Below are 26,648 nucleotides of genomic sequence, written 5' to 3' on the forward strand. Positions count from 1 at the left end.
CTGTGATTATTTCTTCTGATACAACTCATTTGCCATATCAATACTGTCCGCATTAACATCCCGGATATGATCACGCGTCAGACGGTATACCACCGGACTTAATAAGATCAGTGCGATCAGGTTCGGAATAGCCATCATCGCATTCAGGGTATCGGCCAGCAGCCAGACAAATTCCAGTGACTGTGTGGCACCAACCGGTAACGCGATCAGCCACAGGACGCGGAATACCTTAATCGCCTTCACACCAAACAGATACTGAACACATTTCTCACCGTAGAAACTCCAGCCGAGGATCGTGGTAAACGCAAAAATGGTCAGTGCTATCGCCACAATATAGTTTCCGCCCGGAATCGCGGCTTTGAAAGAGGATGCAGTCAGTGTGGCACCGGTTTCCGCTGTCAGCCAGCCCCCCATAATGACAATAGTCAGCCCGGTCACCGAACAGACAATAATGGTATCAATAAAGGTGCCGAGCATCGCGATAAGCCCCTGACGGATCGGGTTCTGAGTTTTCGCGGCAGCATGCGCTATCGGCGCACTGCCCAGCCCAGCTTCGTTGGAGAACACGCCGCGTGCCACCCCGAAACGTATCGCCGCCCAGACTGTCGCCCCGGCAAATCCGCCCTGTGCCGCCACCGGTGTAAAAGCAGAGGTCACAATGAGGGAGAATGCTGCCGGGATTTCACTGATATTCAGCGCCAGCACCACAAGACCGGCGCCAAAGTAACCGACTGTCATAAACGGCACCAGTTTACCGGCCACATCAGAGATACGGCGTATCCCGCCGATCAGTACCGCACCGACCAGCAGCACCAGCGCCACACTGGTCACCCATTTGTTGACGCCGAAATTACTCTCCAGCACATCCGCCACCGAGTTGGCCTGAACAGTATTTCCGATACCAAACCCGGCACAGGCACCAAACACCGCAAACAACGTTCCCAGCCAGACCCATTTCGGACCAAGGCCGTTTTTGATGTAGTACATCGGGCCGCCGACATACTGCCCGTATTTATCCACTTCACGATAACGTACCGCCAGCACGGCTTCAGAATATTTTGTCGCCATACCGACCAGCGCGGTCATCCACATCCAGAACAGTGCTCCCGGCCCGCCCATCACCACTGCCGTCGCCACCCCGGCGATATTCCCGGTGCCGATCGTCGCGGACAATGCCGTCATCAGAGCATTAAACGGGGAGATCTGTCCTTCCCCGCGGGATTCATTGCGCTGAAATAATAATTTAAACCCGGTCCCCAGTTTACGTATCGGTAAAAAACCCAGCCGAATCTGCATATATAACCCGACACCCAGTATACCCACCAGCATCGGCACTCCCCACACCACGCCGTTCAGCGCGCCCAGCCACTCCGTTATTAAATCCATTCACGCCTCCTGACCGGCCCTGTTACTTTTTTATTTTACGTGTCACATATAAATAACATTTATTTATCATTTATTAATAAAGCGGAAAAACGCCCGGAATGCGAACAAAAAACGTCCGGATTGGTGTCGGATTTTTGAATCTGTGAAGGGTGTCACTTGTCACAAATTGAATTAAAATAGTAAGTAATTTTTATTTGTAACAGGTCATATTCAGCCATGTCAGATGCTTTGCCGCATACGGCAGCCACGCTCAAACGCCGTTATCGTGTGCTCAAACGCCTTAAAGAACGCAATCTCGCCCCTGTCACTGTTCTGCTGCTGGCAGCTGTCGTCGGCGGACTCGCAGGTTTTACCGGTGTGTTGTTTGAACGCGGGGTTAATTGGGTAAGTGAGTACCGGGTCAGCTCCCTGTCTTCACTGACGGAAAACAAAATCGTACTGATCCCGCTGATGTTTATTATCTCAGCTCTGCTGGCCATGTCAGGCTACTGGCTGGTGCGGCGTTTTTCGCCGGAATCCGGCGGATCGGGTATACCGGAAATTGAAGGGGCATTGCAGGATGTGCGCCCGGTACGCTGGTGGCGGGTACTGCCGGTGAAATTTATCGGCGGCCTGGGGACTCTCGGCTCCGGTATGGTGCTGGGACGTGAAGGCCCGACCGTGCAGTTAGGTGCAAATATCAGCGGGCTGGTCAGTGCGCTTGCCGGCGTGAAAAATAAAGAATCCCGGCATACCTTACTGGCGACCGGTGCCGCCGCCGGTCTGACCGCCGCATTCAACGCACCGCTCGCGGGGATACTGTTTATTATCGAGGAGATGCGCCCGCAGTTCCGTTACAGTCTGATTTCTATCAAAGCTGTTTTTATCGGCGTGATCATGTCGAGCATTGTTTTTCAGACATTTAACAGCGGCTCAGCGATTCTCGATATCGGAAAATATCATGCTGCCCCGCTGAATACACTCTGGCTCTATCTGGTGCTGGGAATGGTTTTTGGTGTGATTGGTGTGATGTTCAACCGTTTTCTGCTCACCATGCAGACACTGTTCCGCCGTTTTTATCAGGATAAAACATCCCGTTTTGTTGCCACCGGCGGGCTGATCGGCGGGTTATGCGGTATTGCCGGGCTGTACTGGCCGCAGGTAACCGGCGGCGGGTTCGCGGTGATTCCGGATGTTGCCGCGCTGCACTATTCTCTGACCGGTATTCTGATGATCTTTCTGTTCCGTGTACTGACCACGGTTATCTGCTTCAGTTCCGGTGCGCCCGGCGGGATTTTTGCGCCGACACTTGCGCTCGGTACCCTGTTCGGCAGTTTCTTCGGTTATGCTGCCATGCTGCTGTTTCCGCAGTATCAGATTGAACCGGCAACTTTCGCCATTGCGGGGATGGGTGCTCTCTTTGCTGCCACAGTCCGCGCACCGCTGACCGGCATTGTACTGGTACTGGAGATGACGGATAACTATCAGCTGATCCTGCCGATGATTATCACGTGTCTTGGGGCAACTCTGGTGGCGCAGTATCTGGGCGGGCGTCCGCTCTATTCCGTACTGCTGGAGCGGATACTGATGCAAAACGGCACGCCGCCGGAAAAAACCGGTGACGCGCCGCGAGGGTAATAATAATCAGGCTTTTTTGCGGGCAATTAGGGTGGCAAAATTCAGCCGAATCCGGTTGCCTGCCGCATCGGTGCGGTGAAGATGTCCCGGGTTTTCGTTGTATTTCAGGATCTCCCAGTCCGCATAATAACCGGATAATTCACCCGGTTTCAGGAAGCAGTCAAACGGCAGCTCATCATACGGCATATTCTCTGTCTCCACCGGACAGACAATCAGGTTATATCCGTTCGGGCGGGTATGTGCCTGCATATCGGCGACGATCGCGGCAATATTCTCTCTTTTCAGGAACATCAGCACCACGGTGGAAATAATGATGTCATAATCATCCTGCAACGCATGCTGGTTGATATCATAGACCTGCGTGCGGATATTGCTGATCCCCGCCGCGGCTTTAACATCCTCAATCGCCTGAATGTGCTGCGGATTGAGATCCATGGCTGTTACATCATAGCCGAGCTGTGCCAGGAAAAAGCTGTTGCGCCCGCGACCGGAGCCTAAATCGAGTGTTTTACCCGGTTTGGTCATTGTCGCCAGTTCACGGACTTCAGAATGCGGGCGGGTCAGTCCGTGGATTTTATAGAATTCATCTTCGGGCCGGCACCAAAAAGCGAGCTGACAGGAAATATCATCACTGACAGATTCAATTTTGTGCCACACCTGCGGGTCAAGGCGCGGCGGCTGATGTGTGGTATCAAAGTGGTAGCGGGTCTCTTCGCCGTTTTCACCGAAAACGACAAAATCCATCTCCCCTTCCAGTACCGTCAGCTGCGCCCACGTACCTTCTGCCGTATTATGGCGATCCATAAAGGCCATCGGGATAGTATTTTTTTGCCAGACCGGCAGGGTTTTATAACAGACTACGTTTTCCATTTTACGCCTCACCTTAAAGATGCATTTTAAATACATCTTATAGCCTTTCCGGTGAGGCGTAAACGATTTTTATTTCTGACGGGCGATAGCTTCGTTTATTCCCTGGAACACGAAAGGTTTGGCATCGGTGAAATCATTGGCCACATCACCGGAATAAATATTTTGCTGTTCCGGCCCCAAATCGAGTTTCTTCACTTTGCCGTTTTCTTTGCTGAAATCCACTTTCTTCAGGTCAACCCAGAAGATATTCGGTGTCAGTGCTGATTCAAAGAAATAAATCTGACGTTTGTGATCAGCAACTGTGCGCCAGCGGGTGGAGGAGATATTCGGCTCCTCTTCGGTATTCAGCCCGAACGGCACAGACACATTGCGGATCACGCTGAAAACAGAAGCAACCGCTTTATTCGGCGAGGTCGCTTTCGGAATGGCGTTGATATAGAAAGAACCACGTGCAAAACGGTCTGCTGAACGGTTAGTGCCCGGCAGCATCACGGTGCCGTTGATTTGCTGCCAGTAGCTGTCCAGTGCCAGTTGTTCACTGAAGACCGGGGAGTTGGTCATTACCTGATATTTTCGGCTGTGATGAATCACCTGCTTGCCATCAATATATTCAATGATAGCACTGTCACCGGAAGCATCTGATAACGACAGGTGCAGTGTTGCCAGGCGCTCTTCGCCCGGAACTTTGTCTGTAATCACCGCGAACGGCTCTTTTTCCAGAGCGGTAACGGCCTCTTCAACTGTCGCGTAGTTATCCAGCACATACTGTGCCCAGGCTGAAATGCTCAGGGTGGGTTTATTATTTTCCGGTGTCGGATAAACAGATTCCACCAGCCACAACAGGTTTGCGGACAATCCCTTTTCATTAATCCCGTCTGTCGTGGAAACATCATAACCGGATGCCACCACACTGCCGTATTTTGACACCCATTTCACGGAATTTGGCCCGGCGGCGCCATCACGTTCCATCCCCTGCGGGAAGATCCATAAATTGGTGCCGACATCACTTTTCCAGTCCATTGACCGGGCGGTGATCACCTGTGAATCATCGCCGAGATACACCAGACGGGTGCAGGCAGAAGCAATCTGTGCGGCCAGTAATGTGGCCGACGCGACCGCCCCGGCAAGCACAATTCGTTTAAATGTCATGAAAAACCCCTTTTCATTGCGTCCGGTAACCGGCAGCCTGCCGGTTACATTTCCATATAACTGTAGCGCTTATCAGGATTTTGTGGCAAACGGCGGCCGGGCAAACCAGACAAGAACAATCAATCCGATAAAAATACCGCCTGAGAGCCAGAAAATTTCATTGGCACTGATAATCAGTCCCTGGGCGGTGATCTCCTTCGCCAGATAAGCGGAGGTCTGCGCCTGTGATAACCCGTGCTGCGCCATCTCCTGATACATCTGTACCGATTCCGGATTATACGCGGTGACGGACTCCGTCAGCTGAGAATGATGTAACGATTCACGACGGCTCCACAGTGTTGTGGTGATCGATGTACCGACCGATCCCGCCAGTGTCCGGAAGAAGTTAGCCAGCGCAGAAGCGGAGGCCAGTTTCTCCGGCGGCAGGCCGGAAAGCGTGATGGTGGTCAGCGGCATAAAGAAGCAGGCCACTGCGAACCCCTGAACCAGCTGCGGCCAGACAGAGGCGTAGAATCCCATCTGCGGCTCAAAAGTATAGGCGCGCCAGTAAAAGCAGACGGCATACACCATGAAACTAAAGGTTACAATCCAGCGCAAATCCACCACATTGGAAAGCTTACCGACAAACGCGGAGATCAGTATCGGCACCAGTCCGATAGGCGCCAGCGCCAGCCCCGCCCATTCCGCGGTATAGCCGTAGACCTCCTGAAGCAACTGCGGCAACAGCACAATCGCGCCGAAATAGACCATATACGCCAGGCTGACTGACAATGTGCCGATAGTAAAGTTACGCGACTTAAACAGCGACAGCTCCACGATCGGATTTTTATCCGTCAGTTCCCAAATCACCAGGAAGACCAGCGCAATAGTGGCAATAATGGCCAGTGCGACAATTTCATCTGACTCCAGCCAGCCGAGATCTTTCCCTTTATCCAGCAGGATCTGCAGACAACCGATCCCGACCACCAGCAGCGACAAGCCAATCACATTGAGCGGAACCTTTGTCACTTTGGATTCCATACCGCGCAGCAGCATCATACTGGCAATCACCACCACAATCCCGATAGGGACGTTGATAAAGAAAATCCAGCCCCAGTGAAAGTTATCACTGATATAACCGCCCATAATCGGCCCGAATACCGGTGCCAGAATGATAGTCATCGACCAGAGTGCCAGAGCGGTATTCTGTTTGGCTGGCGGGTAGCTTTTCAGCAGCAGGCTCTGCGAGAGCGGAATTATCGGCCCTGCCACCCCGCCCTGTAACACGCGGAAGAAAATCAGCATTTCCAGGCTGTCTGACAATCCGCACATCAGTGAAGTCAGGGTAAACAGCCCGGTGGACCAGATAAAGACCCGTACTTCCCCGAAGCGTTTTGCCAGAAAGCCGGTGATGGCAATGGAAATCGCGTTGGATACCCCGAACGAGGTAATAACCCAGGTACCCTGTGAGACAGAGGCACCGAGATTGCCGGAAATGGTCGGGATCGCCACGTTGGCAATGGTGGAGTCCAGCACCTGCATAAAGGTGGCCATCGACAGCGCGATGGTCGCCCAGACCAGTTTCATGCCGGTTAACGGTTGATTAGCCACAATAAAGCCCCGCGCTGATTAACTGGCGTTATCGGTAATGATTTGCGTAATCACCGCATTGACCGGAGCCAGATCCGGGATCAGCACATCACTCTTAAAGGCCGGCGTATCACGCTGAACATTAGCCAGTACCGGACCATCGCTGTTTTTGGTTTCGATAGTCACGTTCATCGACAAGCCGATACGCAGCGGATATCTGGCAACCTGCTGCGGGTCCAGCTCAACTCTGACCGGCAGACGCTGCACCACTTTGATCCAGTTACCGGTGGCATTTTGCGCAGGCAGCAGGGAGAAAGCACTGCCGGTGCCCATATCCAGCCCGGCCACCGTACCGTTAAAGATAACTTTATCACCGTAAAAATCACTGGTGATCGTGACCGGTTGTCCGATCCGCACACCGCTGAGCTGTGTTTCCTTAAAATTGGCATCTATCCAGACCGGCTCGACCGGCACAATCGCCATCAGAGAGGCGTTCGGGCTGACCTGAGCCCCGACCTGCACATTACGGCGGGAGACATAACCGGTAAACGGACTGCGGATTTCTGTACGCTGTAAGTTAATCCAGGCATCACGGACTTTATCCGCAGCCTGTAATACGGCAGGCTGATCAGCCAGCGCCGTGGTTTTCAGTAATGCTTTGGTGGCATTCAGTTGCTGAACAGACGCATTCAGGGATGCCTGAGCCTCTTCAACGGCTTCACGTGAGTGCTGTAAGTCTTCTTTGGAGATAGTTCCCCGCTGTCCTAACACGCTGCGGCGGGCATAGTCACTCTGCGCCTGATTCAGCATCACTTTTTTCTGTGCGATGACCGCACTGAGCTGATCGCGGTTAAAATAGAGCTCCTGAGTCTGGCGCACGGTTGCCGCCAGGTCATGGCGCGCCTGTGCGTAAGCCAGTTCAGCATTGGTTTTATCCAGCACCACCAGCACATCACCGGCACGCACCAGATCGGTATTCTCAAAATTCACCTGCGTCACATTACCGGTGGTTTGTGCCACGACCGGCACCTGAAGCCCCACGACGTAGGCATCATCGGTATATTCCTGATAACGCAGTACCATCAGCCAGTAAATCAAATAACCGGCCAGCAGCACAATAAAGAGTAAGGAGGTTCCCGCAAGCCAGATTTTCCGTTTGACAGGATTGGATGACGATGTTTTTTTGTCAGAAGGCTGGGCAGCAGAAGACTGCTCTGATGTGTTGTCCATCAAAATACCCCGGTAATAAAGTTAATCCGAAAAATATTGCGCACAGAATAGCCTGAATCACTATAAAAGTAACGGTAAGTGGAATATTACAGGGTAAAACCGAAAACAATATAAACAGAAGCAAAACATCTGCTGAACACAACAAAAAATGTAACCAGGCCATCAGTTTATGACTAATAACAAGTTAATATAATGAAATTGACGGGTATTAAAGTAATATCCCCTGCCGGTTTTGATATTTATTTTTTCTCATTCTGCAACAGTCCCGGAATACACAAAAGCAGATAACAGAAAAAAACCTCTGATTATTCGACCTTCGTGTTCATTTTCGGGTATCAGAGTATTTTCTGTTTATATTTCCGGATTCTTAAACAAAGTATCGTGTTTTACTGACATTTGTTTATTTTTTACCGGGATACTGAAAACAGCACGATTTGCACATTTACGGTTATGCTGCTCTGCCGGCAGAAACAAAAAAACCGCAAAACAGATTATTCTGCGGTTATTGAACGGCTTGCTTTGATGTTTACTGAGATAAAATCAGACGTAATGCTTCTGCACTCGCTGCTTTATTCGGTTCCTGCATAAAGTAATCATAAAAATCCCCGACAAGGTGGCAGGTCGTTACCGGATCTTTAGCCCCTTCATTCAGGTTGGTTAACAGTTCTGTTTTATCGCCGTATTTTTCTGTCAGTTTCTGATAAATATTCCCTAATACCTGATACGCTTCATCAGCAGGAACGTCACCGGTATTCCGGTTTTCCAGTGATGATGTCAGGATCAGATTCACCGTTTTCAGCATCCGGATATCGGCTTCATTATAGATAAACTGAGATTTATTCTGCGGGAACTTTTTCAGTCCGGGAAAAAAGTTATTAAAGCACTGCTGTCCGGACGGATCTTTTACCAGATATCCTTCTGCCTGCTCTTTTACCGCGGCGGCAAAGGCATTCAGCGCATCATCAGAAGCATACGGTATCCGGTCAACTAATAATACGGCCGTCAGCCCGGCAATATCATTCATCCATTCCACTTTCTCTCCGCTGGTCATGGTGCCGTAATTTCCCATTTTCTGTTTTATATCCTTATATTTTTCCGGGGAAATTTTACCGACCACTTCAATAAACCGCATGGACTCTGACATCATTTCGGCTTCAAGTGATGCTTGTGTATTCATGCCGTCTTCACTGACAGCAGTAACCGAAACAACATCATCCCGTGTGCCCATATAATAACCGGCACCGGTAAATACCACGGCAACAATAAGAACTAACAATAAGCTGAGTTTTTTATTCACGCACTTTCCTCTGATACGCTGAGTTATCACTGAGAAAGATAGTGACATAAATTAATAAGGCCTGCTATTGCAGGCCTCAGATAATTGCTCAGTCCGTAAAAATAATCAGATTTTTACGCCTTCAACAGAAATAATCAGTTCAGCATCCTGTGATTTAGGTCCCAGATCCGCTTTGATATTAAAGCTTTTCAGAGATACTTTCCCGGTGGCTTCAAAACCGGCGCGGTAACCGCCCCACGGATCTTTGCCTTCACCGGTCAGTTTTGCATCCAGTGTTACCGGATTAGTCACACCGTTCAGGGTCAGATCACCGGTGATAATAAAGTCATCACCTTTCTTTTCCACTTTCGTGGAAACGAATTTCGCTTCCGGATTTTTGTCTGTATTCAGGAATTCACCGCCGCGCAGATGTTTATCACGCTCAGCGTGGTTGGTATCCAGGCTGCCGGTTTTGATAGTGACATCCACTTTATCTTTTGCCGGATCGGCTTTATCAAAGGTGAACGTACCGTCAAAATCTTTAAATGTCCCGTACAGCCAGCTGTAACCCAGGTGCTGAATACGGAACTGCACAAATGCGTGCTGTCCTTCTTTATCTATTTTATAGGTGTCGGCCATTGCCGCACCTGAACCCAGCAGCATCATACCTGCGCTTAAACCAACCAGTGCTTTCTTCAGCATTGTATTTACTCCGTCATAATAAAATTACGGGCGCCCTGTTCAGGGTTTCATGCCCAGCATGCGTTTTAATGTGGCGTCTTTATCAAAAAAATGGTGTTTAAGTGCAGCCAGCGCGTGCAGCGCCGATAACACAACAACCGCCCAGGCAAGATACAAATGTACCGTTCCGGCGGTGTCCGCCTGCCCTGCCCCGTCTGTCAGCGAGGCCGGAACATCAAACCAGCCGAAAACCGATACCGCCTGACCATTTGCCGTTGAAATAAAATAGCCGGTGAGCAGAATGGCAAACAAAATACCGTACAGCAGCCAGTGCGCCAGTGTTGCGCTGATGCGGGTAAACCGGCTGTAAGTGGATAATGCCGGCGGCGGCGGCGAGATCCAGCGCCAGATCATGCGGACAGCCAGCACAATAAACAGCAGGACTCCGATGCTTTTGTGGATCTCCGGTGCGCGGTGATACCAGACATCATAATAACCCAGCGAAACCATCCACAGCCCCAGAGCGAACATTCCGTAAACGGTGAGCGCCACACCCCAGTGAAGCAGAACGGAAAGATGTCCGTACCGTTGTGCACTATTTTTCCATTGCATTGATAAATACCCTTTCCTGTTCCATACGGATAACATTTCAGTAACAGTGGGATACTTTACGTGAATTTTCCTGTCAATATCGGACAAATATTTTGTTTAAGTCAGTCAAAATTAATCATTAAGTTACTAATTTGACTGTTATTTTCATAAATAAAAGAAATATTAAACCGGAAAAATCTTATATGGCGGAATTTTGTAAGACAGGTTCAGTCTGACTTATAACCAAAATACAGGAAAAACAGGGATACGACGGATAGCTACAAAAAATAATTTTAATATTTAAAAATATTGTTGATAAAAAAGTTGACGAACATCACACAAATGCTATGATACACCCATCGAAGCAAAACAGCTTACCAACCTAATTCAAAAGCAGGAGTTCATTATGAAAAGTATCAAAACTTTCTTCTCAAATCTGACCCGTGCTGCTGCTATCATTGCAAAATACAGCAAAGCATTCTGATAAATCAGACAGATACAGAAAAAGCGCCCATCGGGCGCTTTTTTTATGCCTGCAAATAATCTGACTTTGCGCCCCGCCGCGTCACCCAAACTTTATTTTAAGTAATTAAAATTAATTTTATATAAAATTTGACATACGTCACATAAATGGTATAGTAGCGCCATCAAAGCCAAACAGGCTTATCCACTGACTCAAAAGCAGGAGTTTATTATGAAAAGCATCAAAACTTTCTTTTCTTATCTGACCCGCGCTGCTGCTATTATTGCTAAAAACAGCAAAGCATTCTGATAAATCAGACAGATACAAAGAAGCGCCCGATGGGCGCTTCAGGCCGTTAACAAGCCCGCAGGGATTGGTGACGACCGGCAGAGGTTGTAAAAATAAACCGGGAAAATCAATTTATTGATTTTCGGCTGATAACACAAAGCAGGAAAAACTACGTTTTATCCTGCTTTGTCAGCAATATTAAGCGCCCGATGGGCGCTTTTTTTATGCTGCTTTATTTTGCCAGCGGCGCAAATAACCAGCGCAACCACCAGCGGGCTTTCCAGCCGGGGTTTTTCTCACGGACCACCGGTGATTGACGGCAGACAGAACGCATAATTTTCCATTCGAAATCAAGGAATAACCGGGAGTGTCCGGCTTCTGCACCGTATGTGCAGACTTCCTCATGCTTGCGCTTATCAACCGGCGTGTTGTATTCCAGACTTCTGTCCAGAGTATGGTAGGACTTCTGACGATCCACAATCCGCTCCCTGGCATACACCGATTTCGGCAGATAACGCTGGCGGGACCCGTGGTATTTCTGCAATTTCACAAAGCGGTAATCTTCTGCGCCGTAATGGCCGCAAAATTCTTCATCATAACCGTAAAAGCGGAAAAAACGGGCACGGGACATAAAGAACAGATTGGAATGCCCTTTGCGGATATTGTCCTGCTCGTCCAGGCGGTAGAGTTTATAGAATGTCCGCCCGGGATTCGCCGCATTAATCAGATAAGTAAAAGTAGATACCGGCAGGACATGATCCAGATCGGTCATCAGAATTTTATCTGACGCCGCATATGTCACTCCCAGATTACGGGAACCGCCCTGATTCCACGGAATATCGGTCGTGATCCGTAACCACGTCAGATTTAAATTAAACTCAGGAATTTCATATTCGAGCGGGGAGCAATCATCAACAATCACGAACTGAACATAATCCAGCACAGATGCCGGCATAGTCTCATATTCACGAAGTAAATTGACGACTTCAGAGATATCTTGCTGATTACAATAGAAATGAGTGATGTAAGTAAGTTTTATATGTTGCTTATCCGCAACTTTTCGGAAGAATTCGCGTGACATAATACCTGTAACCCTGCTAGCACAAATGACCGACCGGCAATTAGCAACCAGTGCGATGTTAATTGCCGGCTATTCTCACATACAGGGGGTACACTGTCACTACTCAGCAGACAGAAACTATTCCTTACCGAAAAAGTAATCCACCGGAACATGGAACATATCAGCCAGATACATCAGATAATGTATACTAATGCGACTGGTTCCCCGTTCATAACGGTTAAACTGCTGCTGTGTTATTCCCATATCTTCCGCTAAACGAACAACACTTAACCCTAAGTATTTTCGCTTTTCTTTAATACGACTTCCTACACAGGAATATATAGATTCCGTCTCCATAAGATTCTCCTTCACTTATATTGACCACGTAATAACAAAAAAATCCATTTTTAAAAGCTTGCCATTCACATGCTAATCTGCGGCTAAATAAAAACATAACCACATGAAAAACAAAAATATAAAAATATAAAAATTATGCGAAAAAGGCATCTTTTATTTCGAGATCAGGATTTAACCTTATAGGCACATTGTTTGCAATATCAATAATCCTATTTGATGTAATAATACCTATCCGATCACACTTAATATAACAAACAGTCTTAATACGATTATAAAATTTCGCTGAAAAAACAGACTGTTTAATATTTATTAATCATATATCCTGATATTTAATAGAAATAATTTCGTAAGAATACTTAAGATATATTTACATTTATACCTTATCACTCGCTTAAGAAATGCCGCTCCGGGTTATGTGTTAGTTACATCACAGAAAAAATACATATGTATAGCTATAATTTACATATGTAGCCACTTATCTCTGTTTCTGAGGTTATCTTATGATGCAACAATCCCCTGCCGGATATACCCCGCAAACCTGTGACACACTTCCTGCTTACCTGTCCTCACATTTACCCGGTGAACTGCTGCCCGGAGGCGTGCCGGAATCCTGGCAGATTGAGGAAATCGGTGACGGTAATCTCAATCTGGTATTTATTGTCAGAGGCAGTGAGAGAGCCCTGGTGGTGAAACAATCCCTGCCGTACGTCCGTGCAGCCGGTGAATCCTGGAAACTCTCTTTGCAGCGCAATTATTTCGAATATCATGCGCTGTCACAGGAAAAGCGTTTCGCGCCGGACTGTGTACCGGACGTCTATTTCTATGATGAAAGCATGGCACTGTTTGCGATGGAATATCTCGCTGACCATATCATTCTGCGCAAGGCGCTGATTGCCGGTGAATATGTTCCTCAGCTGGCAGAAAAAATCGGTCTGTTTATGGCACGGACACTGTTTCATACCTCAGATATCGGTATGGCGGCACAGGAAAAGAAAGCACTGACCGCCCAGTTCTCCGCCAACCATGAATTATGCAAAATCACCGAAGATCTGATTTTTACCGAGCCTTATTTTCCGGCACCGCGTAATAATCACACCTCCCCCCAGCTCGATCGTGATGCAAAAGCCGTGATGCTGGACAGGGAAATGGTGCAGGTCGCGATGCGCTATAAATACAAGTTTATGACTCAGGCGCAGGCACTGCTGCACGGGGACTTACATTCGGGTTCTGTCATGGTCGGTACTGATTCTGTTCAGGTCATTGATCCTGAATTCAGCTTTATGGGGCCGATGGCCTTTGATACCGGCAACTATACCGGCAACTTATATATGGCCTGGTTCTCTCAGCCCGGACACCGGGAAACCGAAGAGGAAACCACACGCTATCAGCAATGGCTGTTATCACAGATAAGACAGACCCGGGACATCTTTGAGACTGAATTCCGTCGTCTGTGGACAGAAAAATCACAGGGCGATGCCTGGCCGCGCGAGCTGTATCAGGACGGCATGTTTGATGACAAATTCCTGAAAGCCGCACAGGACAGTTTCTTCGCAGAGCTGTTTCAGGACACCCTGGTCAACGCCGGACTGGAGATCAACCGCCGCCTGCTCGGGTTTGCCGGTGTCGCTGATTTCAAAACCATTGCTGATGCGGACAAACGCGCGGCACTTGAGCGCAGAGCACTGAAACTGGCACGGGAGCTGATTGTTAACGCCCGCCATTACCACAGTTTTGAGGATGTTGAAGCCTTTCTTGCTTACTGTTAAGCATCACCTGCACACGAGGTTATAATGAAAATTCACGGGAAACATTACCGTTCCGTCTGGCTGGCAGACAATGACATTCACGTCTGTATTTTTGATCAGACAAAACTGCCGTTTGAAGTCAGTATCATCACACTGACAACGATGGAGGAAGCCGCAACCGCCATCAAAGATATGTGGGTACGCGGCGCGCCGCTGATTGGCGCAGTGGCCGCTTACGGTGTGGCACTGGCGATGCGCCGCGACAGCAGTGATGCCGCCCTGCAAAAATCGTATGACGTGCTGGTTGCCACCCGTCCGACTGCAATTAACCTGAAATGGGCGCTGGACAGAATCTGCGGTGCACTGACACCACTGCCGGCAGCAGAACGCCGTGATGCCGCTTACCGTATTGCCGCCGAAATTGCAGATGAAGATGCGGAAATCTGCCACCGCATCGGCGAACACGGACTGACTGTCATCCGTGACATTGCCGCCCGCAAGAAACCGGGCGAACCGGTCAATATCCTGACCCATTGTAATGCCGGCTGGCTGGCCACCGTTGACTGGGGCACTGCGCTGTCACCGATTTATCAGGCTTATGATGAAGGTATTAATATTCACGTCTGGGTGGATGAAACCCGTCCACGTAACCAGGGCGGACTGACCGCCTTTGAACTGGGCTCGCACGGTGTGCCGCACACTCTGATTGCCGATAACGCGGGGGGGCACCTGATGCAGCACGGCGAAGTGGATATGTGTATTGTCGGCACTGATCGCACCACTGCACGCGGGGATGTCTGTAATAAAATCGGCACTTACCTGAAAGCACTGGCGGCCAAAGCCAATAACGTGCCGTTTTATGTGGCGCTGCCGTCACCGACCCTCGATTTCACGGTATGGGACGGTGTAAAAGAGATCCCGATTGAACAGCGCAACGGTGAAGAACAATCACACGTTTTCGGTATCACGCCGGAAGGCACCCGCAGTTGGGTGAATACGGCACCGGCGGGTACCCGCTGCGGCAACTATGCCTTTGATGTTACCCCGGCAGAATACGTTACCGGGCTTATTACCGAGCGTGGTATTTGTGACGCCTCTCCGGCCGGACTGAAAGCGATGTTTCCGGAGATGTGGCCGTCAGAGTATGAGGTGTAATCATGACCCGCACTGAACTGGCACAACAGATTATCGATACCTGCCGGAAAATGAATGCAAGCGGGCTGAACCAGGGTACTTCCGGTAATGTCAGCGCCCGCTGGCAGGAGGGTATGCTGATCACCCCGAGCGGTGTTCCCTATGAAAAGCTGACACCGGACAGTATTGTGTACATGGACAGCAGCGGACAGGCAGAGGCGGATAAAATCCCGTCGAGTGAGTGGCATTTTCACCTGAGCTGCTATCAGGCACGTCCTGAGCTGAACGCAGTGGTACATAATCACGCGCTGAATACGGCGGCGGTATCCATTCTTAATGAATCCATTCCTGCGATCCATTATATGGTCGCCGTGACCGGCACTGATCACATTCCCTGCGTGCCGTATGCCACCTTCGGCACGCATGAACTGGCGGATATTGTTGCGGAAGGAATTAAAACCAGTAAAGCCCTGATTATGCAGCATCACGGTATGCTGGTGATGGAAGTTAACCTGGAGAAGGCGCTGTGGCTGGCGCATGAAACCGAGGTATTGTCCGCACTGTATCTGAAAGTCCGCGCCATCACACCGGATGTGCCGGTGCTGAGTGCAGAAGAGATGCAGCGGGTGCTGGGGAAATTCAAAACCTACGGACTGAAAACCGGAAAATAGTGATGTCCGGCGGTAGAAAACGGTGCAATGCATCGTTTTTTGTCACCCTGAGTAATTAATTATTTTAAATGATAATCATTTGCAATATAATAAAAATCTTAATGTATTTGTTATTTAAGGTTTTTATGAAAAAAGTCATTTGTTATGCTGCGTTTGTCTCTGCCGCCCTGCTCCTGTCCGGATGTGCTGCCACAAAAAATCCCCCGCCATTCAGCGAAAAAAGTATTGAAGAGTGCAGCCGCTATCTGCCGGACGGCATCGCTTACTATGTCAGGATTGAGGGCGAAGTGGATTTAAACAAGCAGTTTAACGGTGATATCAATGTAACTGCATTACAGGACAGTGCACCTTCCGTTGCCTTTAATCATGACATGATCAAAACCGGTGCGGATAAATACATGGATTGTGCTATTCAGCTGCTGAATAACGGCAAAGGCGACACCCGGACGCCGGAAGAAAAAGCCGCAGCTGAAAAACAGTAACAGCGGATATTAATGCTTTCATGTAAAAAAACCGCCGGACGGCGGTTTTTGCACTTATTTCTCTGACAGCAAATGTGACGCTATCAGCGGATCAACAATCAAATCAGAAACATAACCGCCGCACAACGCTCCGCGGGTAGCGGCGATATTTTGTTCACCGGTGGCAATAAAAATCCGCCGCGCAATGTTACGCAGCTGCGGCAGCCGGATACCGAGGATACGGGCATCCGTATGGGTATCCAGCGGTTCACCGGCCTGATCGTAAAAACGCCCGCAGATAACGCCGACAGCGCCTTTGCGGCGGAAATCGGCCATTTCCTCCGCCGTGATCACCCCGGCGCGGATCAGCGGGTTCTCTTCTGTGACATTTCCGGCGACAAACAACGCTTTGGTGCAGCGTTCAAGCTGGGCAAAATTTGCCTGAATAATAGGCTCACGGCGCAATGCATCCGCCAGTTCCGCAGAACTGACAATCGCGGGCACATGCAGATACACACACTCGCCGCCGAACTTACCGGCAATCAGCGAGGAGGACTCCACCGTGGTGAAATCCGGCTGTGACGGCACCGAGCCGAGCATCTGCAATACGGTCATATTCCGGATCACTTTGGGTGTCAGACACTTCGCCATATGGTGAATTGTCCGTCCCCAGGCCACACCAAGCACATCCCCGTCCTCAATCACCTGACTGAGATAGACACCAGCGGCCTGCGCCATATTTTCCCGGCGGCGGGCAGAATCCGCAGCCGCTTCCGCGACCGGACTGTCCGGCACCACCAGCACATTGGTCAGATTAAATTTCTGTTTCAGTGACAACGCCATATCGATGAGGCTGTAACGCGCCATATCCAGGCTGATATGCACCACACCGTTTTCCCGGGCTGTTTGCAGGTATTTCACGACGGTTACACGGGAAATTCCCATTACATCAGCGACTTCCGTCTGACTGAGACCGGACTGATAATAGAGCCATGCGGCCTGCAAAACCGGGTCATTACCGAACAGCAGGCGTCCGGCCGGGCGGTTGTCACTGTTTGTCATGCGTCGCGCACCACACTGCCCCAGAGATCATACTCATCGGCATGTTCAATGTTCACCATCACAATATCCCCCGGCTGCACATCAAATTCGCCGTTGAGATACACCATACCGTCGATTTCCGGTGCATCTGCCATACTGCGGCCGACTGCGCCCTCTTCTTCATCAACCTCATCAATAATCACCGGCAGTGTACGGCCGACTTTTTCTGCCAGACGCTCAGCAGAGATCTGCTGCTGTAACTGCATAAAGCGGTGATAGCGCTCTTCTTTGATCTCTTCCGGCACCTGATCCGGTAATTCGTTGGCATGCGCCCCTTCCACCGGACTGTATTTAAAGCAGCCCACGCGATCCAGACGGGCTTCTGCCAGGAAATCCAGCAGCATCTGAAAGTCTTCTTCGGTTTCACCCGGGAAGCCGACAATAAAGGTGGAACGCAGTGTCAGTTCCGGACAGATTTCGCGCCAGCGTTTGATACGCTCCAGTGTGCGCTCAACGGCACCCGGACGCTTCATCAGCTTCAGGATACGCGGGCTGGCGTGCTGTAACGGGATATCCAGATACGGCAGAATTTTACCTTCCGCCATCAGCGGGATCACATCATCCACATGCGGATACGGATACACATAGTGCAGACGCACCCACACGCCGAGCTGGGATAACTGCTCACACAGACCGATCATACTGGTTTTCACCGGCAGGCCGTCGCGGAACCCGGTACGGTGTTTGATATCCGCACCATAAGCAGACGTATCCTGGGAGATCACCAGCAGTTCTTTCACACCGGCCTCAACCAGACGCTGCGCTTCACCCAGCACCTCGCCGATCGGGCGGCTGTCCAGATCACCGCGCATGGACGGGATAATGCAGAATGTGCAGCGGTGGTTACAGCCTTCTGAAATTTTCAGATACGCATAATGGCGCGGTGTAAGTTTCACTCCCTGCTCCGGCACCAGGCTGGTGAACGGATCATGCGCCGGTTTCGGCACATATTTACGGACACTCGCCAGCACCTGTTCATAACTGTGCGGGCCGGTGATTTCCAGTACTTTCGGGTGAACTTCACGGATCTGGTCTTCTTTTGCACCCAGACATCCGGTTACGATCACTTTACCGTTTTCCGCCAGTGCCTCGCCGATAGCTTCCAGGGACTCCTGCACAGCACTGTCAATAAAACCGCAGGTATTAACGATCACTACATCAGCATCATCATAGCTCGGCACGATCTGGTAACCATCCGTACGCAATTCAGTCAGAATACGCTCGGAATCTACCAGGTTTTTCGGGCAGCCTAATGATAAAAATCCAATCTTTGCCATTTATTATATAATCTTTAATTGAGAAAGCATGAAGTATACAGGATGCCAAAACTTTATTCATATGTAAGATGCCCCCTGTCAGCAAGATAAAATCACGGCCCCGGAACAACAGCCGGTGAGCTGAACTACCCCGGAATCAGAGTTGCTTACCTATCAATATATAGCAGAATAAAGCCGCAGCTTTAATGATTATATCCGGGCCCGGCATTGTTATCATAATCCGGATGAATTGCTGTAATATTAAAAAACAGCTATCTGAATCATCAGTACTATGTAATATCAGCACTATGTAATATCAGGCAGCTTTTGATTTCCGCCAAACCAGACGATACATAGCCAGTAAAAATAATATAATGGCTAACAACGATATTTTTATGATGACGGGCATCAACTCATAAATACCAGCCCCCTGAGAGTTCAGCATAGTAAACCCGCTTATCATTGTACTTGATGGAAAGATTTCCATCGTTTTTACAACCCAGCCGGGCATATTAAACGTAGGGAACGAGGCACCTGATGCATAAAAAATAACCATCGAAGTAGCCGACAGGATCTGCATCGGACGGTTAATATTATCCAGAAAACTACCAATCAGCATCGCCATTGAACTTACTGCCGCAGAAAACAGAACAATCAGCCAAAGCTGTAAAAACATATTGCCTTCATTAGGATACCCTTGTAAGTAATAAACCCAGCCAAACACAAAAATTGCCCCGAAAAAACCAACTATAAACAAGCCCAGAAACGTTCCGGTAAATTGTGATAAATTAATATTGGTTAAACCGACGCTATTACGTAATGCGATGAGCATAGAACCGGCAAAAATAAGTGTTTGCTGAAGTATGATAATAAATACCAGCGGCATAATAAAAGATTCATATCCCAGCGTGGGATTATAGAGAGGAAGAGAAATAATATTATTGGCGGCTTCAGGTGTTAATCTGTTCACATCTGTCGTAGAGCTTATTGCATTAGTCACTGCCGCTCTCAAATCGGCAGCGACAGCCATATAACCGCCTGACAGGTGTACATCGATCCCGGCGTCTCCTCCTCTGATAAGATTATTTTTAAAATCGTTATCAATAGTTATCACTGCGGAAACTTTTCTGTTGCGCAATGAATTTAATGCATCAGACAGAGAACTATCAACCCGGGTAACATCAATCTCACGGGTAGTTTGCAGATTGTCGATCAGGTTACGTGACAATGATGATTGATCAAAATCGACCACCGCAACGGGAAGTTTGAGGTTAATCTGTGCCTTATAGGCACTTGGATAGAAAATACTATAAAGAATCAATGACATAATTGCCGTTGAAAATATAGGCTGAGATTTTTTTATTGATGTGAGAGTACTGATAAAGCTCTGTGTAATACCATCAAACTTTACATTCTCCTGAAACGTTGCCGGCTGCTTATATTTACGTTTCCCCGCCAGTATAAAAGAGACCGTTAAAGGTATGATGATATAGAGTGACAGGATACCAAACTGGTACAAGCTTGTTGTGATATCACTGCCAAGATTGACCTGCTCTAATTGTATGCGGTAATAGTGAGTAAATGGCTGAAAGTTACTCCAGAATTTAGCCCAGCCATTGGCATTCAAAATGGACAACGTACCATCAGAGTAAGTTAATGCAGCACTGGTATATACCGTTGAGATACTTAATGCTGTAAGTACATTTCGTGTTATTGAAATAAACATAATGGCGATAGATGCAGTGAGAAGACACAGCATAAATATCGCCAGTATTAATAACCATGAATTACCTGAAATCGGCCAGCCCCGTCCCACTGTTTGCCAGACATTAAATATTAAATTCCACAGAAAAATAATAGTTATATAGGGAAGACAACGGGAAATAACCTGAATTGACAGATAGATTCTGCCTTTTTTAATCCGGCCGGCGCAAAGCTTACCGTCTTCAAAAAAACGTCCGATAGCGCAAATTACAGCACTGCTCAGGACTATACTCAGTAACACCGGTACTGCGATTGGCGTCAGGAATCTTTCATAACTATTTTGCGGATTGCTGATACTGACTACTTGTATGTTTGGCACTGAGCTGCCCGTACCTTTATGCTCAGCACCCAATGATTTCCTGTTATTGAGTGAGCTATAGGCATCATTCACCGCAGCCTGCAACCCGATAAACGCAGCATTACCTGTCGATCTGAACTGTCCGTTATAACGAATTATGACCTTATTATCATCCTGACGGATAGTTGATCCGGATGCACCACGGGGGATCTCTATAAAAGCATAAATTTTCATGCTTTTCATCAGGCGTTGAGCGAGGGCAACATTTTCCGGTATTTCTGTTAACTCAATACTCTTCGATGCATCAATATTCCTGATTATTTCCCGGCTCAATGATGAATGGTCGTAATCCACCAGTGCTACCGGTATTTTCTCAGGCACACCAGAACTGAACATAGCGCAGACAAAAGTTAATAAAAATACCGGCACAATAAACAGTAAAATTTTCATGTATCGATCATGACAGATGAAATTAATTTCATCTGTCAATGAGGCTGAAAAGTCCGCTAAGGTTTTATTAGTCATTACCGGCTGGCCAATCAAAAATAACAGACATGCCCGGGCGCATTCCTTCTGTCTTATTCACCGGATGTAACCGTACTTCAAATGTTCTGACGTCATAACCGCTTGACTGACGGGTTGCTCTCCATGTGGCAAAATTGCCTTTGGGATTAATAAAAAACACCTGAAATTTAACAGTTTTATCCTTCAGTGCAGGGATCTTTCCTTCAATCACATCACCTGTTTTTAATGCGTTAAAATGATCTTCCCGTAAATTGACGGTTACCCAAAGATTATTTAAATCAATCATACTGAATATAGGTGTACCGGCAGAAACAAGCTCTCCCTGATTAGCGAAGCGTTTGGCAATTTCTCCGTCATTTTTTGAATGAACACTCAGCTCTCTGACCAGGGAGTCAGCAGACTCAAACGCGGCCCTGGCTGCATTTACATTAGCATCAGCAATGCGAATGTCCTCCGTCCTGTTACCGCGTTTGGCTTGCATATATTGCTCATAGGCAGCATTTGTTTTCTGCCCGGCAATTTTATATCTGGCAATGGCATCATCACGTTCCTGGGCAGAGACAGCTTTACTCTTCTCATAGAGTTTTACTACCCGGTCCGTGGTTATCTTTACGTTTTTTTCATCTGCCTGAGCACTTATCCAGTTAGCTTTTAATGACTCAATATATTCTGAACGCTCTCCGTTATAGGCCTTTTCCTGACTGGCAACAGCCGCAGCTAATGCTTCCTTTGCCTGCAGGGCATTCCCGGTGGTTTGTCTGTCATACAAACTGACTAAGGCCTGCCCGTTACGGATGCTGTCTCCTTCCCTGACATGCAGACTATCAACTCTTGCCGTCACTTTACTGGTGATATTAATTTCATCTGTATCAACAATGCCTTCTAATATCTCATGTTCAGAGGAATGAGATAAAATAAATCCGGCAGATAACACCATTATTATAACGATAAGTATGGTTATCTTTATTTTTTTATTCTTTATCGTCATACTACTTCCATCCTCAGGCTATTTTCTTTAGCTTTCCATTATCTGAACAACATGTTCTGTTCTTTCATCTTCTTCTTTCAATGAACAAACAATTATGACTGCAACAACACCTCTTCATTATACGTTTCTTCAGCACATTGAACACCTTAATATTTTTAACACACTCATCAAATACTAACCCGGCATATTGATTCCATTCGCAACCATTTGTTAATAAATGCAAAAAACAGAAAACCGGCAGATAATTAATATGAACTGAAGCCGGTAATTTTACCTCCTGACTATATGATTGCTTCCTGTTCAAATCAGATTATAAGATATGATGGTATTACCTGATAAGAAATCCCGGCTCAGACCAATCTGTCACAGATTATATTATTTGAATTTTGGGGTTACATTTTATTACATAATGATGTCGTCCTGATTCAGCAATAATTTACTGACTTAACTCTCTGTACTTAACTTTCTGTCCTTAACTTTCTGAGCCCGCCTGCATGTATTCACGGCTGCATCACACCGGTATTAGTCATTACAGGGAGGAAAAATGGCAAATTTCAGCAAACAACCCCCTGACGGATAACCTCCCGCAGAAAAGATCCCGGTGACAGAGAAAAAACCGGTGCAATTCGTGCAATCCCCCGGGCGCTGTATCCTGCCGTTTACAATGAATGTGATACATGCGGCAGCTTTATCCTGCTGATCCGGTTATGCTTTCTTTATCAGCACTAAATATCACCGTTATAAAAATTAAAAGTATTATTTTTTACGGACAGATATTGGAGTGCTCCTGTTGTGCTTATCTCATTATTTTCCATAAGAAGGGTAATCACGGTATCTATGCAAAAATCAAAACGTAAAACGTGGATTTTTTATCTCATCCTGATCATTGTCCTTGCCGCCGGCGGCTATCTGTACCGCATGCTGCAAAGCCCCGGGCTCCCTGAGGGATTCGCGCAGAGCAACGGACGGATCGAGGCAACGGAAATTGATATCTCAACCAAAACTGCCGGACGCATCAGTACCATCAATGTCAGAGAGGGGGACTTTGTCCGCGCCGGGGATGTGCTGGCACAGATGGATACCCGGACACTGGAGGCCCAGCTGAGTGAAGCACAGGCGCAGCACCGCCAGGCGGACAGCAATGTGATCTCCTCACGCTCGGCACTGGCGCAGCGCAAAAGTGAGAAAGCCGCCGCAGAGGCGATGGTGCGCCAGCGCACCTCAGAACTGACCGCCGCACAGAAGCGTCTGGCCCGCTCTCAGGCACTGGTGAGAACCAATGCGGTGTCTGTTCAGCAGGTGGATGATGACCTGGCGGTTGTCCAGGGCGCCCGTGCAGCGGTGGAAGCCGCCAAAGCGCAGGTGGCGGCCGCATCTGCCGCCATTGATGCCGCGCAGTCCGGTATTATCCAGGCACAGACAAAAGTGGATGCCGCACTCGCGACACAACGGCGGATTGAAGCCGATCTGGATGACAGTCAGCTGAAAGCGCCGCGCAACGGCCGTGTCCAGTATCGTGTTGCCGAACCGGGGGAAGTGCTCGGTGCCGGTGGCCGTGTGGTGAATATGGTCGATCTCAGCGACGTCTATATGACCTTTTTCCTGCCGACGGAACAGGCCGGACAGGCCGGTATCGGCAGTGATGTGCATATTATCCTTGATGCCGCTCCCGGTCTGGTGATCCCGGCAAAAACCTCGTACGTCGCCAGTGTCGCGCAGTTTACCCCGAAAACCGTGGAAACCGATAATGAACGTCAGAAGCTGATGTTCCGCGTTCGTGCACGTATTGATCCCGAACTGCTGGAAAAACACCTGGAATATGTGAAAACCGGCCTGCCGGGACGCGCCTATATCCGGCTTGATCCGAAACAGGAATGGCCGTCTGACCTGGAGGTGAAATTACCTCAATGACATCATCAAAACAGCATTCTGACACCGCAATCGTCACCCTGGAACAGGTTACGCATCATTACGGTGATGTGTGCGCCCTTGATGATATCACGCTGAACATCCCCGCCCGTCAGATGGTGGGGCTGATCGGGCCGGACGGTGTCGGGAAATCCACCCTGATTTCCCTGATCGCCGGTGCCCGCAAAGTGCAGCAGGGTAATGTGATTGTACTGGACGGCGATATCCGCGAAGAAGAACACCGCCGCGCCGTCTGCCCGCGTATTGCCTATATGCCGCAGGGGCTGGGGAAGAACCTCTATCACACCCTGTCGGTATTTGAAAACGTGGATTTTTTCGGACGGCTGTTTGGTCAGTCTGAGGAAGAGCGCCGCCTGCGGATTGATGATCTCCTTACCAGTACCGGACTTGCTCCGTTCCGTGACCGCCCGGCGGGGAAACTTTCCGGCGGGATGAAACAGAAGCTCGGTCTGTGCTGCGCACTGATCCACGATCCGGAACTGCTGATCCTCGACGAACCGACCACCGGGGTTGATCCCCTCTCCCGCGCCCAGTTCTGGGAGCTTATCGACCGTATCCGCGAACGCCAGCAGAATATGAGTGTGCTGGTGGCGACCGCCTATATGGAAGAGGCGGAGCGTTTCGATTACCTGGTTGCGATGGATGACGGCAAGGTACTGGCGACGGGGCACGCCCGTGAACTGAAAGCGCAGACACAGACTGATGAACTGGAAGCCGCTTTTATCGCCCTGCTGCCGGAAGAAAAACGCAAAGACCACAAAGCGGTGGTGATCCCGCCGCGCGAAGCACAGGATAATGAAGAAATTGCCATTGAGGCGCAGGATCTGACCATGCGCTTCGGCAGTTTCACCGCCGTTGATCATGTCAGTTTCCGCATCCCGAAAGGGGAAATCTTCGGGTTCCTCGGCTCCAACGGCTGCGGGAAGTCCACCACCATGAAAATGCTCACCGGGCTTCTGCAGGCCACGGAAGGGAAAGCGTGGCTGTTTGGTCAGGAGGTCGATCCGAAAGATCTGAATACCCGGATGCGGGTCGGTTATATGTCGCAGGCATTCTCCCTCTACAGCGAACTGACCGTCTTACAAAACCTGGTGCTGCACGCCAAACTGTTTCATGTGCCCGAAAACGAAATCGATGAGCGCGTTGATGAAATGATGACGCGCTTTAAACTGACGGACGTCGCCGATGCCATGCCGGAAGGACTGCCGCTCGGCATACGCCAGCGCTTATCGCTGGCCGTGGCAGTTATTCACCGTCCGGAAATGCTGATCCTCGATGAGCCGACATCCGGCGTTGATCCGATCGCCCGCGATATGTTCTGGGATCTGATGGTGGATTTATCACGCAAAGACGGCGTGATGTAGCGCGGCGCGATTTTTTGCACAGATAGGCGCTCAATTTTGCACTGTCGGCAGTACCGAAAAATGGACTTTTTGCACAGTGCAGAATTGAATGCAGATTAAATTAATCGCTCATAACTTGAACTGGATAATGTTTGTATAAAGTAGAAAGGCTCACGCCATATTTAACAGAAACGTCACGATGTGAGTGACCGGCCATAATCTCACGTTTAAATAGCTCCCAGTGCTCATCAGTGAACTTAGGTTTTCGCCCACCTATACGCCCTTTAGCCCTTGCAACTGCTAATCCGGCAAGCGTTCTCTCGCTATTCAAGTCTGATTCATACTGCGCCGCAGATAGAATATTCCGGAAATTATAACGCCCGCTGGCTGTGCTAAGGTCAACCCCATCGGTAATAGATCTGATATTAACATGACGCTCAGCGAGGCTCTGGAAGGTCAGGAGCGCATGAAGAACGTTACGGCCAATGCGGTCTAATTTCCAGATCACCAATTCATCACCAGCTTCCAGCATATCAACGACCTTTTTCAATACCGGGCGATTAGCCTTACGGCCTGACGCCTTTTCTTCAAAAATATGCGTACATCCAGCAGCCTTTAGCGCCTGCAGCTGAAGTTCAGTGTCCTGATGGTTACTTGATACCCGCGCATACCCGATAATCATAAAACAGCTTTATCCTCATCTTGTTTAGCCCGTTTAACCAGGTTATCAGACTTTATTTGATTATGGGGATTTACGTATTTTAAAAGGTTGGTTTACCGGAAAAGTATCAGGAGGTCGGTTATAGTTATTCAAAAACAGAGGTGGACAACAACTTCCAGCCAACGGGCAATTATCTGAATAAAGACTCGACGGCTGTTCAGGTTGTATCAGGTGA

General features: G+C 48.8%; 21 protein-coding genes and 1 pseudogene. 7 read left to right on the forward strand and 15 right to left on the reverse strand.

The genetic code is table 11. The features are described 5' to 3' along the window. Positions 1 to 6 precede the first annotated feature (6 nt). On the reverse strand, positions 7 to 1,386 hold the full coding sequence (locus tag AAZR23_RS10440) for an alanine/glycine:cation symporter family protein (protein WP_046894543.1): 1,380 nt from the start codon (positions 1,384 to 1,386) through the stop codon (positions 7 to 9). 216 nt (positions 1,387 to 1,602) lie between these two features. Between AAZR23_RS10440 and clcA the strand changes: the two genes are divergently transcribed. After that, a complete protein-coding gene (gene clcA / locus AAZR23_RS10445) occupies positions 1,603 to 3,003 on the forward strand; it encodes a H(+)/Cl(-) exchange transporter ClcA (RefSeq protein ID WP_434692312.1) in 1,401 nt (466 codons plus the stop codon). A 6-nt stretch (positions 3,004 to 3,009) separates the two neighbouring features. On the opposite strand, the gene tehB is transcribed toward clcA, so the two are convergent. The 9 genes from tehB to AAZR23_RS10490 all read right to left on the reverse strand — a co-directional run bounded on the left by tehB (position 3,010) and on the right by AAZR23_RS10490 (position 12,537). Further along, positions 3,010 to 3,873 carry an SAM-dependent methyltransferase TehB gene (tehB, locus tag AAZR23_RS10450; protein WP_434692314.1) on the reverse strand — a complete coding sequence of 288 codons (864 nt, stop codon included), beginning with the start codon at positions 3,871 to 3,873 and terminating at the stop codon, positions 3,010 to 3,012. Positions 3,874 to 3,942: 69 nt separating this feature from the next. After that, positions 3,943 to 5,022 (reverse strand): linear amide C-N hydrolase, encoded by a 1,080-nt coding sequence (locus AAZR23_RS10455; RefSeq protein WP_046894545.1) that lies wholly within the window; start codon positions 5,020 to 5,022, stop codon positions 3,943 to 3,945. 72 nt (positions 5,023 to 5,094) lie between these two features. Continuing rightward, positions 5,095 to 6,588, reverse strand: a complete 1,494-nt coding sequence (locus tag AAZR23_RS10460) for a DHA2 family efflux MFS transporter permease subunit (RefSeq protein WP_046894619.1) — start codon at positions 6,586 to 6,588, stop codon at positions 5,095 to 5,097. A 42-nt stretch (positions 6,589 to 6,630) separates the two neighbouring features. Beyond that, positions 6,631 to 7,821: an EmrA/EmrK family multidrug efflux transporter periplasmic adaptor subunit gene (locus AAZR23_RS10465; protein ID WP_434692318.1), complete on the reverse strand. Its 1,191-nt coding sequence runs from the start codon at positions 7,819 to 7,821 to the stop codon at positions 6,631 to 6,633. Positions 7,822 to 8,347: 526 nt separating this feature from the next. After that, on the reverse strand, positions 8,348 to 9,118 hold the full coding sequence (locus AAZR23_RS10470) for a hypothetical protein (RefSeq protein ID WP_434692321.1): 771 nt from the start codon (positions 9,116 to 9,118) through the stop codon (positions 8,348 to 8,350). Positions 9,119 to 9,223: 105 nt separating this feature from the next. Then, entirely contained in the window at positions 9,224 to 9,799 is a 576-nt protein-coding gene (locus AAZR23_RS10475) for a YceI family protein (protein ID WP_046894548.1), read from the reverse strand. A gap of 39 nt (positions 9,800 to 9,838) precedes the next feature. Next, positions 9,839 to 10,390 carry a cytochrome b gene (locus AAZR23_RS10480; RefSeq protein ID WP_052926902.1) on the reverse strand — a complete coding sequence of 184 codons (552 nt, stop codon included), beginning with the start codon at positions 10,388 to 10,390 and terminating at the stop codon, positions 9,839 to 9,841. A 962-nt stretch (positions 10,391 to 11,352) separates the two neighbouring features. Further along, positions 11,353 to 12,201 carry a glycosyltransferase family A protein gene (locus tag AAZR23_RS10485; protein ID WP_166708375.1) on the reverse strand — a complete coding sequence of 283 codons (849 nt, stop codon included), beginning with the start codon at positions 12,199 to 12,201 and terminating at the stop codon, positions 11,353 to 11,355. A 117-nt stretch (positions 12,202 to 12,318) separates the two neighbouring features. Next, on the reverse strand, positions 12,319 to 12,537 hold the full coding sequence (locus AAZR23_RS10490) for a helix-turn-helix domain-containing protein (RefSeq protein ID WP_166708376.1): 219 nt from the start codon (positions 12,535 to 12,537) through the stop codon (positions 12,319 to 12,321). A 500-nt stretch (positions 12,538 to 13,037) separates the two neighbouring features. On the opposite strand from AAZR23_RS10490, the gene mtnK reads away from it, so the two are divergent. From mtnK to AAZR23_RS10510, 4 genes are all read left to right on the forward strand, one after another. Then, positions 13,038 to 14,303 (forward strand): S-methyl-5-thioribose kinase, encoded by a 1,266-nt coding sequence (mtnK, locus tag AAZR23_RS10495; RefSeq protein WP_434692324.1) that lies wholly within the window; start codon positions 13,038 to 13,040, stop codon positions 14,301 to 14,303. A gap of 24 nt (positions 14,304 to 14,327) precedes the next feature. Continuing rightward, a complete protein-coding gene (mtnA, locus tag AAZR23_RS10500; protein WP_434692327.1) occupies positions 14,328 to 15,437 on the forward strand; it encodes an S-methyl-5-thioribose-1-phosphate isomerase in 1,110 nt (369 codons plus the stop codon). Positions 15,438 to 15,439: 2 nt separating this feature from the next. Beyond that, a complete protein-coding gene (locus tag AAZR23_RS10505) occupies positions 15,440 to 16,087 on the forward strand; it encodes an L-fuculose-phosphate aldolase (protein ID WP_434692329.1) in 648 nt (215 codons plus the stop codon). A gap of 125 nt (positions 16,088 to 16,212) precedes the next feature. After that, the gene (locus AAZR23_RS10510; protein WP_243846876.1) at positions 16,213 to 16,569 is read left to right on the forward strand and encodes a hypothetical protein; all 357 of its coding nucleotides are present in this window, start codon (positions 16,213 to 16,215) and stop codon (positions 16,567 to 16,569) included. A gap of 54 nt (positions 16,570 to 16,623) precedes the next feature. Here AAZR23_RS10510 and AAZR23_RS10515 read toward each other — a convergent pair whose 3' ends face one another. From AAZR23_RS10515 to AAZR23_RS10530, 4 genes are all read right to left on the reverse strand, one after another. After that, positions 16,624 to 17,610 (reverse strand): sugar-binding transcriptional regulator, encoded by a 987-nt coding sequence (locus AAZR23_RS10515; protein ID WP_434692331.1) that lies wholly within the window; start codon positions 17,608 to 17,610, stop codon positions 16,624 to 16,626. Further along, entirely contained in the window at positions 17,607 to 18,926 is a 1,320-nt protein-coding gene (gene rimO / locus AAZR23_RS10520; protein WP_218426530.1) for a 30S ribosomal protein S12 methylthiotransferase RimO, read from the reverse strand. The genes AAZR23_RS10515 and rimO overlap by 4 nt, the downstream gene beginning before the upstream one ends. A 295-nt stretch (positions 18,927 to 19,221) precedes the next feature. Continuing rightward, positions 19,222 to 21,417 carry an ABC transporter permease gene (locus AAZR23_RS10525; protein WP_434692335.1) on the reverse strand — a complete coding sequence of 732 codons (2,196 nt, stop codon included), beginning with the start codon at positions 21,415 to 21,417 and terminating at the stop codon, positions 19,222 to 19,224. Positions 21,418 to 21,484: 67 nt separating this feature from the next. After that, positions 21,485 to 22,480, reverse strand: coding sequence for an HlyD family secretion protein (locus tag AAZR23_RS10530; RefSeq protein WP_434692338.1), 996 nt, complete (start codon positions 22,478 to 22,480; stop codon positions 21,485 to 21,487). A gap of 837 nt (positions 22,481 to 23,317) precedes the next feature. Between AAZR23_RS10530 and AAZR23_RS10535 the strand changes: the two genes are divergently transcribed. Both AAZR23_RS10535 and AAZR23_RS10540 read left to right on the forward strand, forming a co-directional pair. Beyond that, the gene (locus AAZR23_RS10535) at positions 23,318 to 24,391 is read left to right on the forward strand and encodes an HlyD family secretion protein (protein WP_054425940.1); all 1,074 of its coding nucleotides are present in this window, start codon (positions 23,318 to 23,320) and stop codon (positions 24,389 to 24,391) included. Then, positions 24,388 to 25,767, forward strand: a pseudogene (locus AAZR23_RS10540) (ATP-binding cassette domain-containing protein); the annotation flags it as partial. The gene AAZR23_RS10535 and the pseudogene AAZR23_RS10540, both read left to right, overlap by 4 nt. 106 nt (positions 25,768 to 25,873) lie before the next feature. On the opposite strand, the gene AAZR23_RS10545 reads toward AAZR23_RS10540, so the two are convergent. Next, positions 25,874 to 26,434 carry a recombinase family protein gene (locus tag AAZR23_RS10545; RefSeq protein WP_124538035.1) on the reverse strand — a complete coding sequence of 187 codons (561 nt, stop codon included), beginning with the start codon at positions 26,432 to 26,434 and terminating at the stop codon, positions 25,874 to 25,876. Positions 26,435 to 26,648: the final 214 nt, after the last annotated feature.

The organism is Morganella sp. Je.2.23 (assembly GCF_051129855.1).
Lineage (GTDB): Bacteria > Pseudomonadota > Gammaproteobacteria > Enterobacterales > Enterobacteriaceae > Morganella > Morganella sibonii.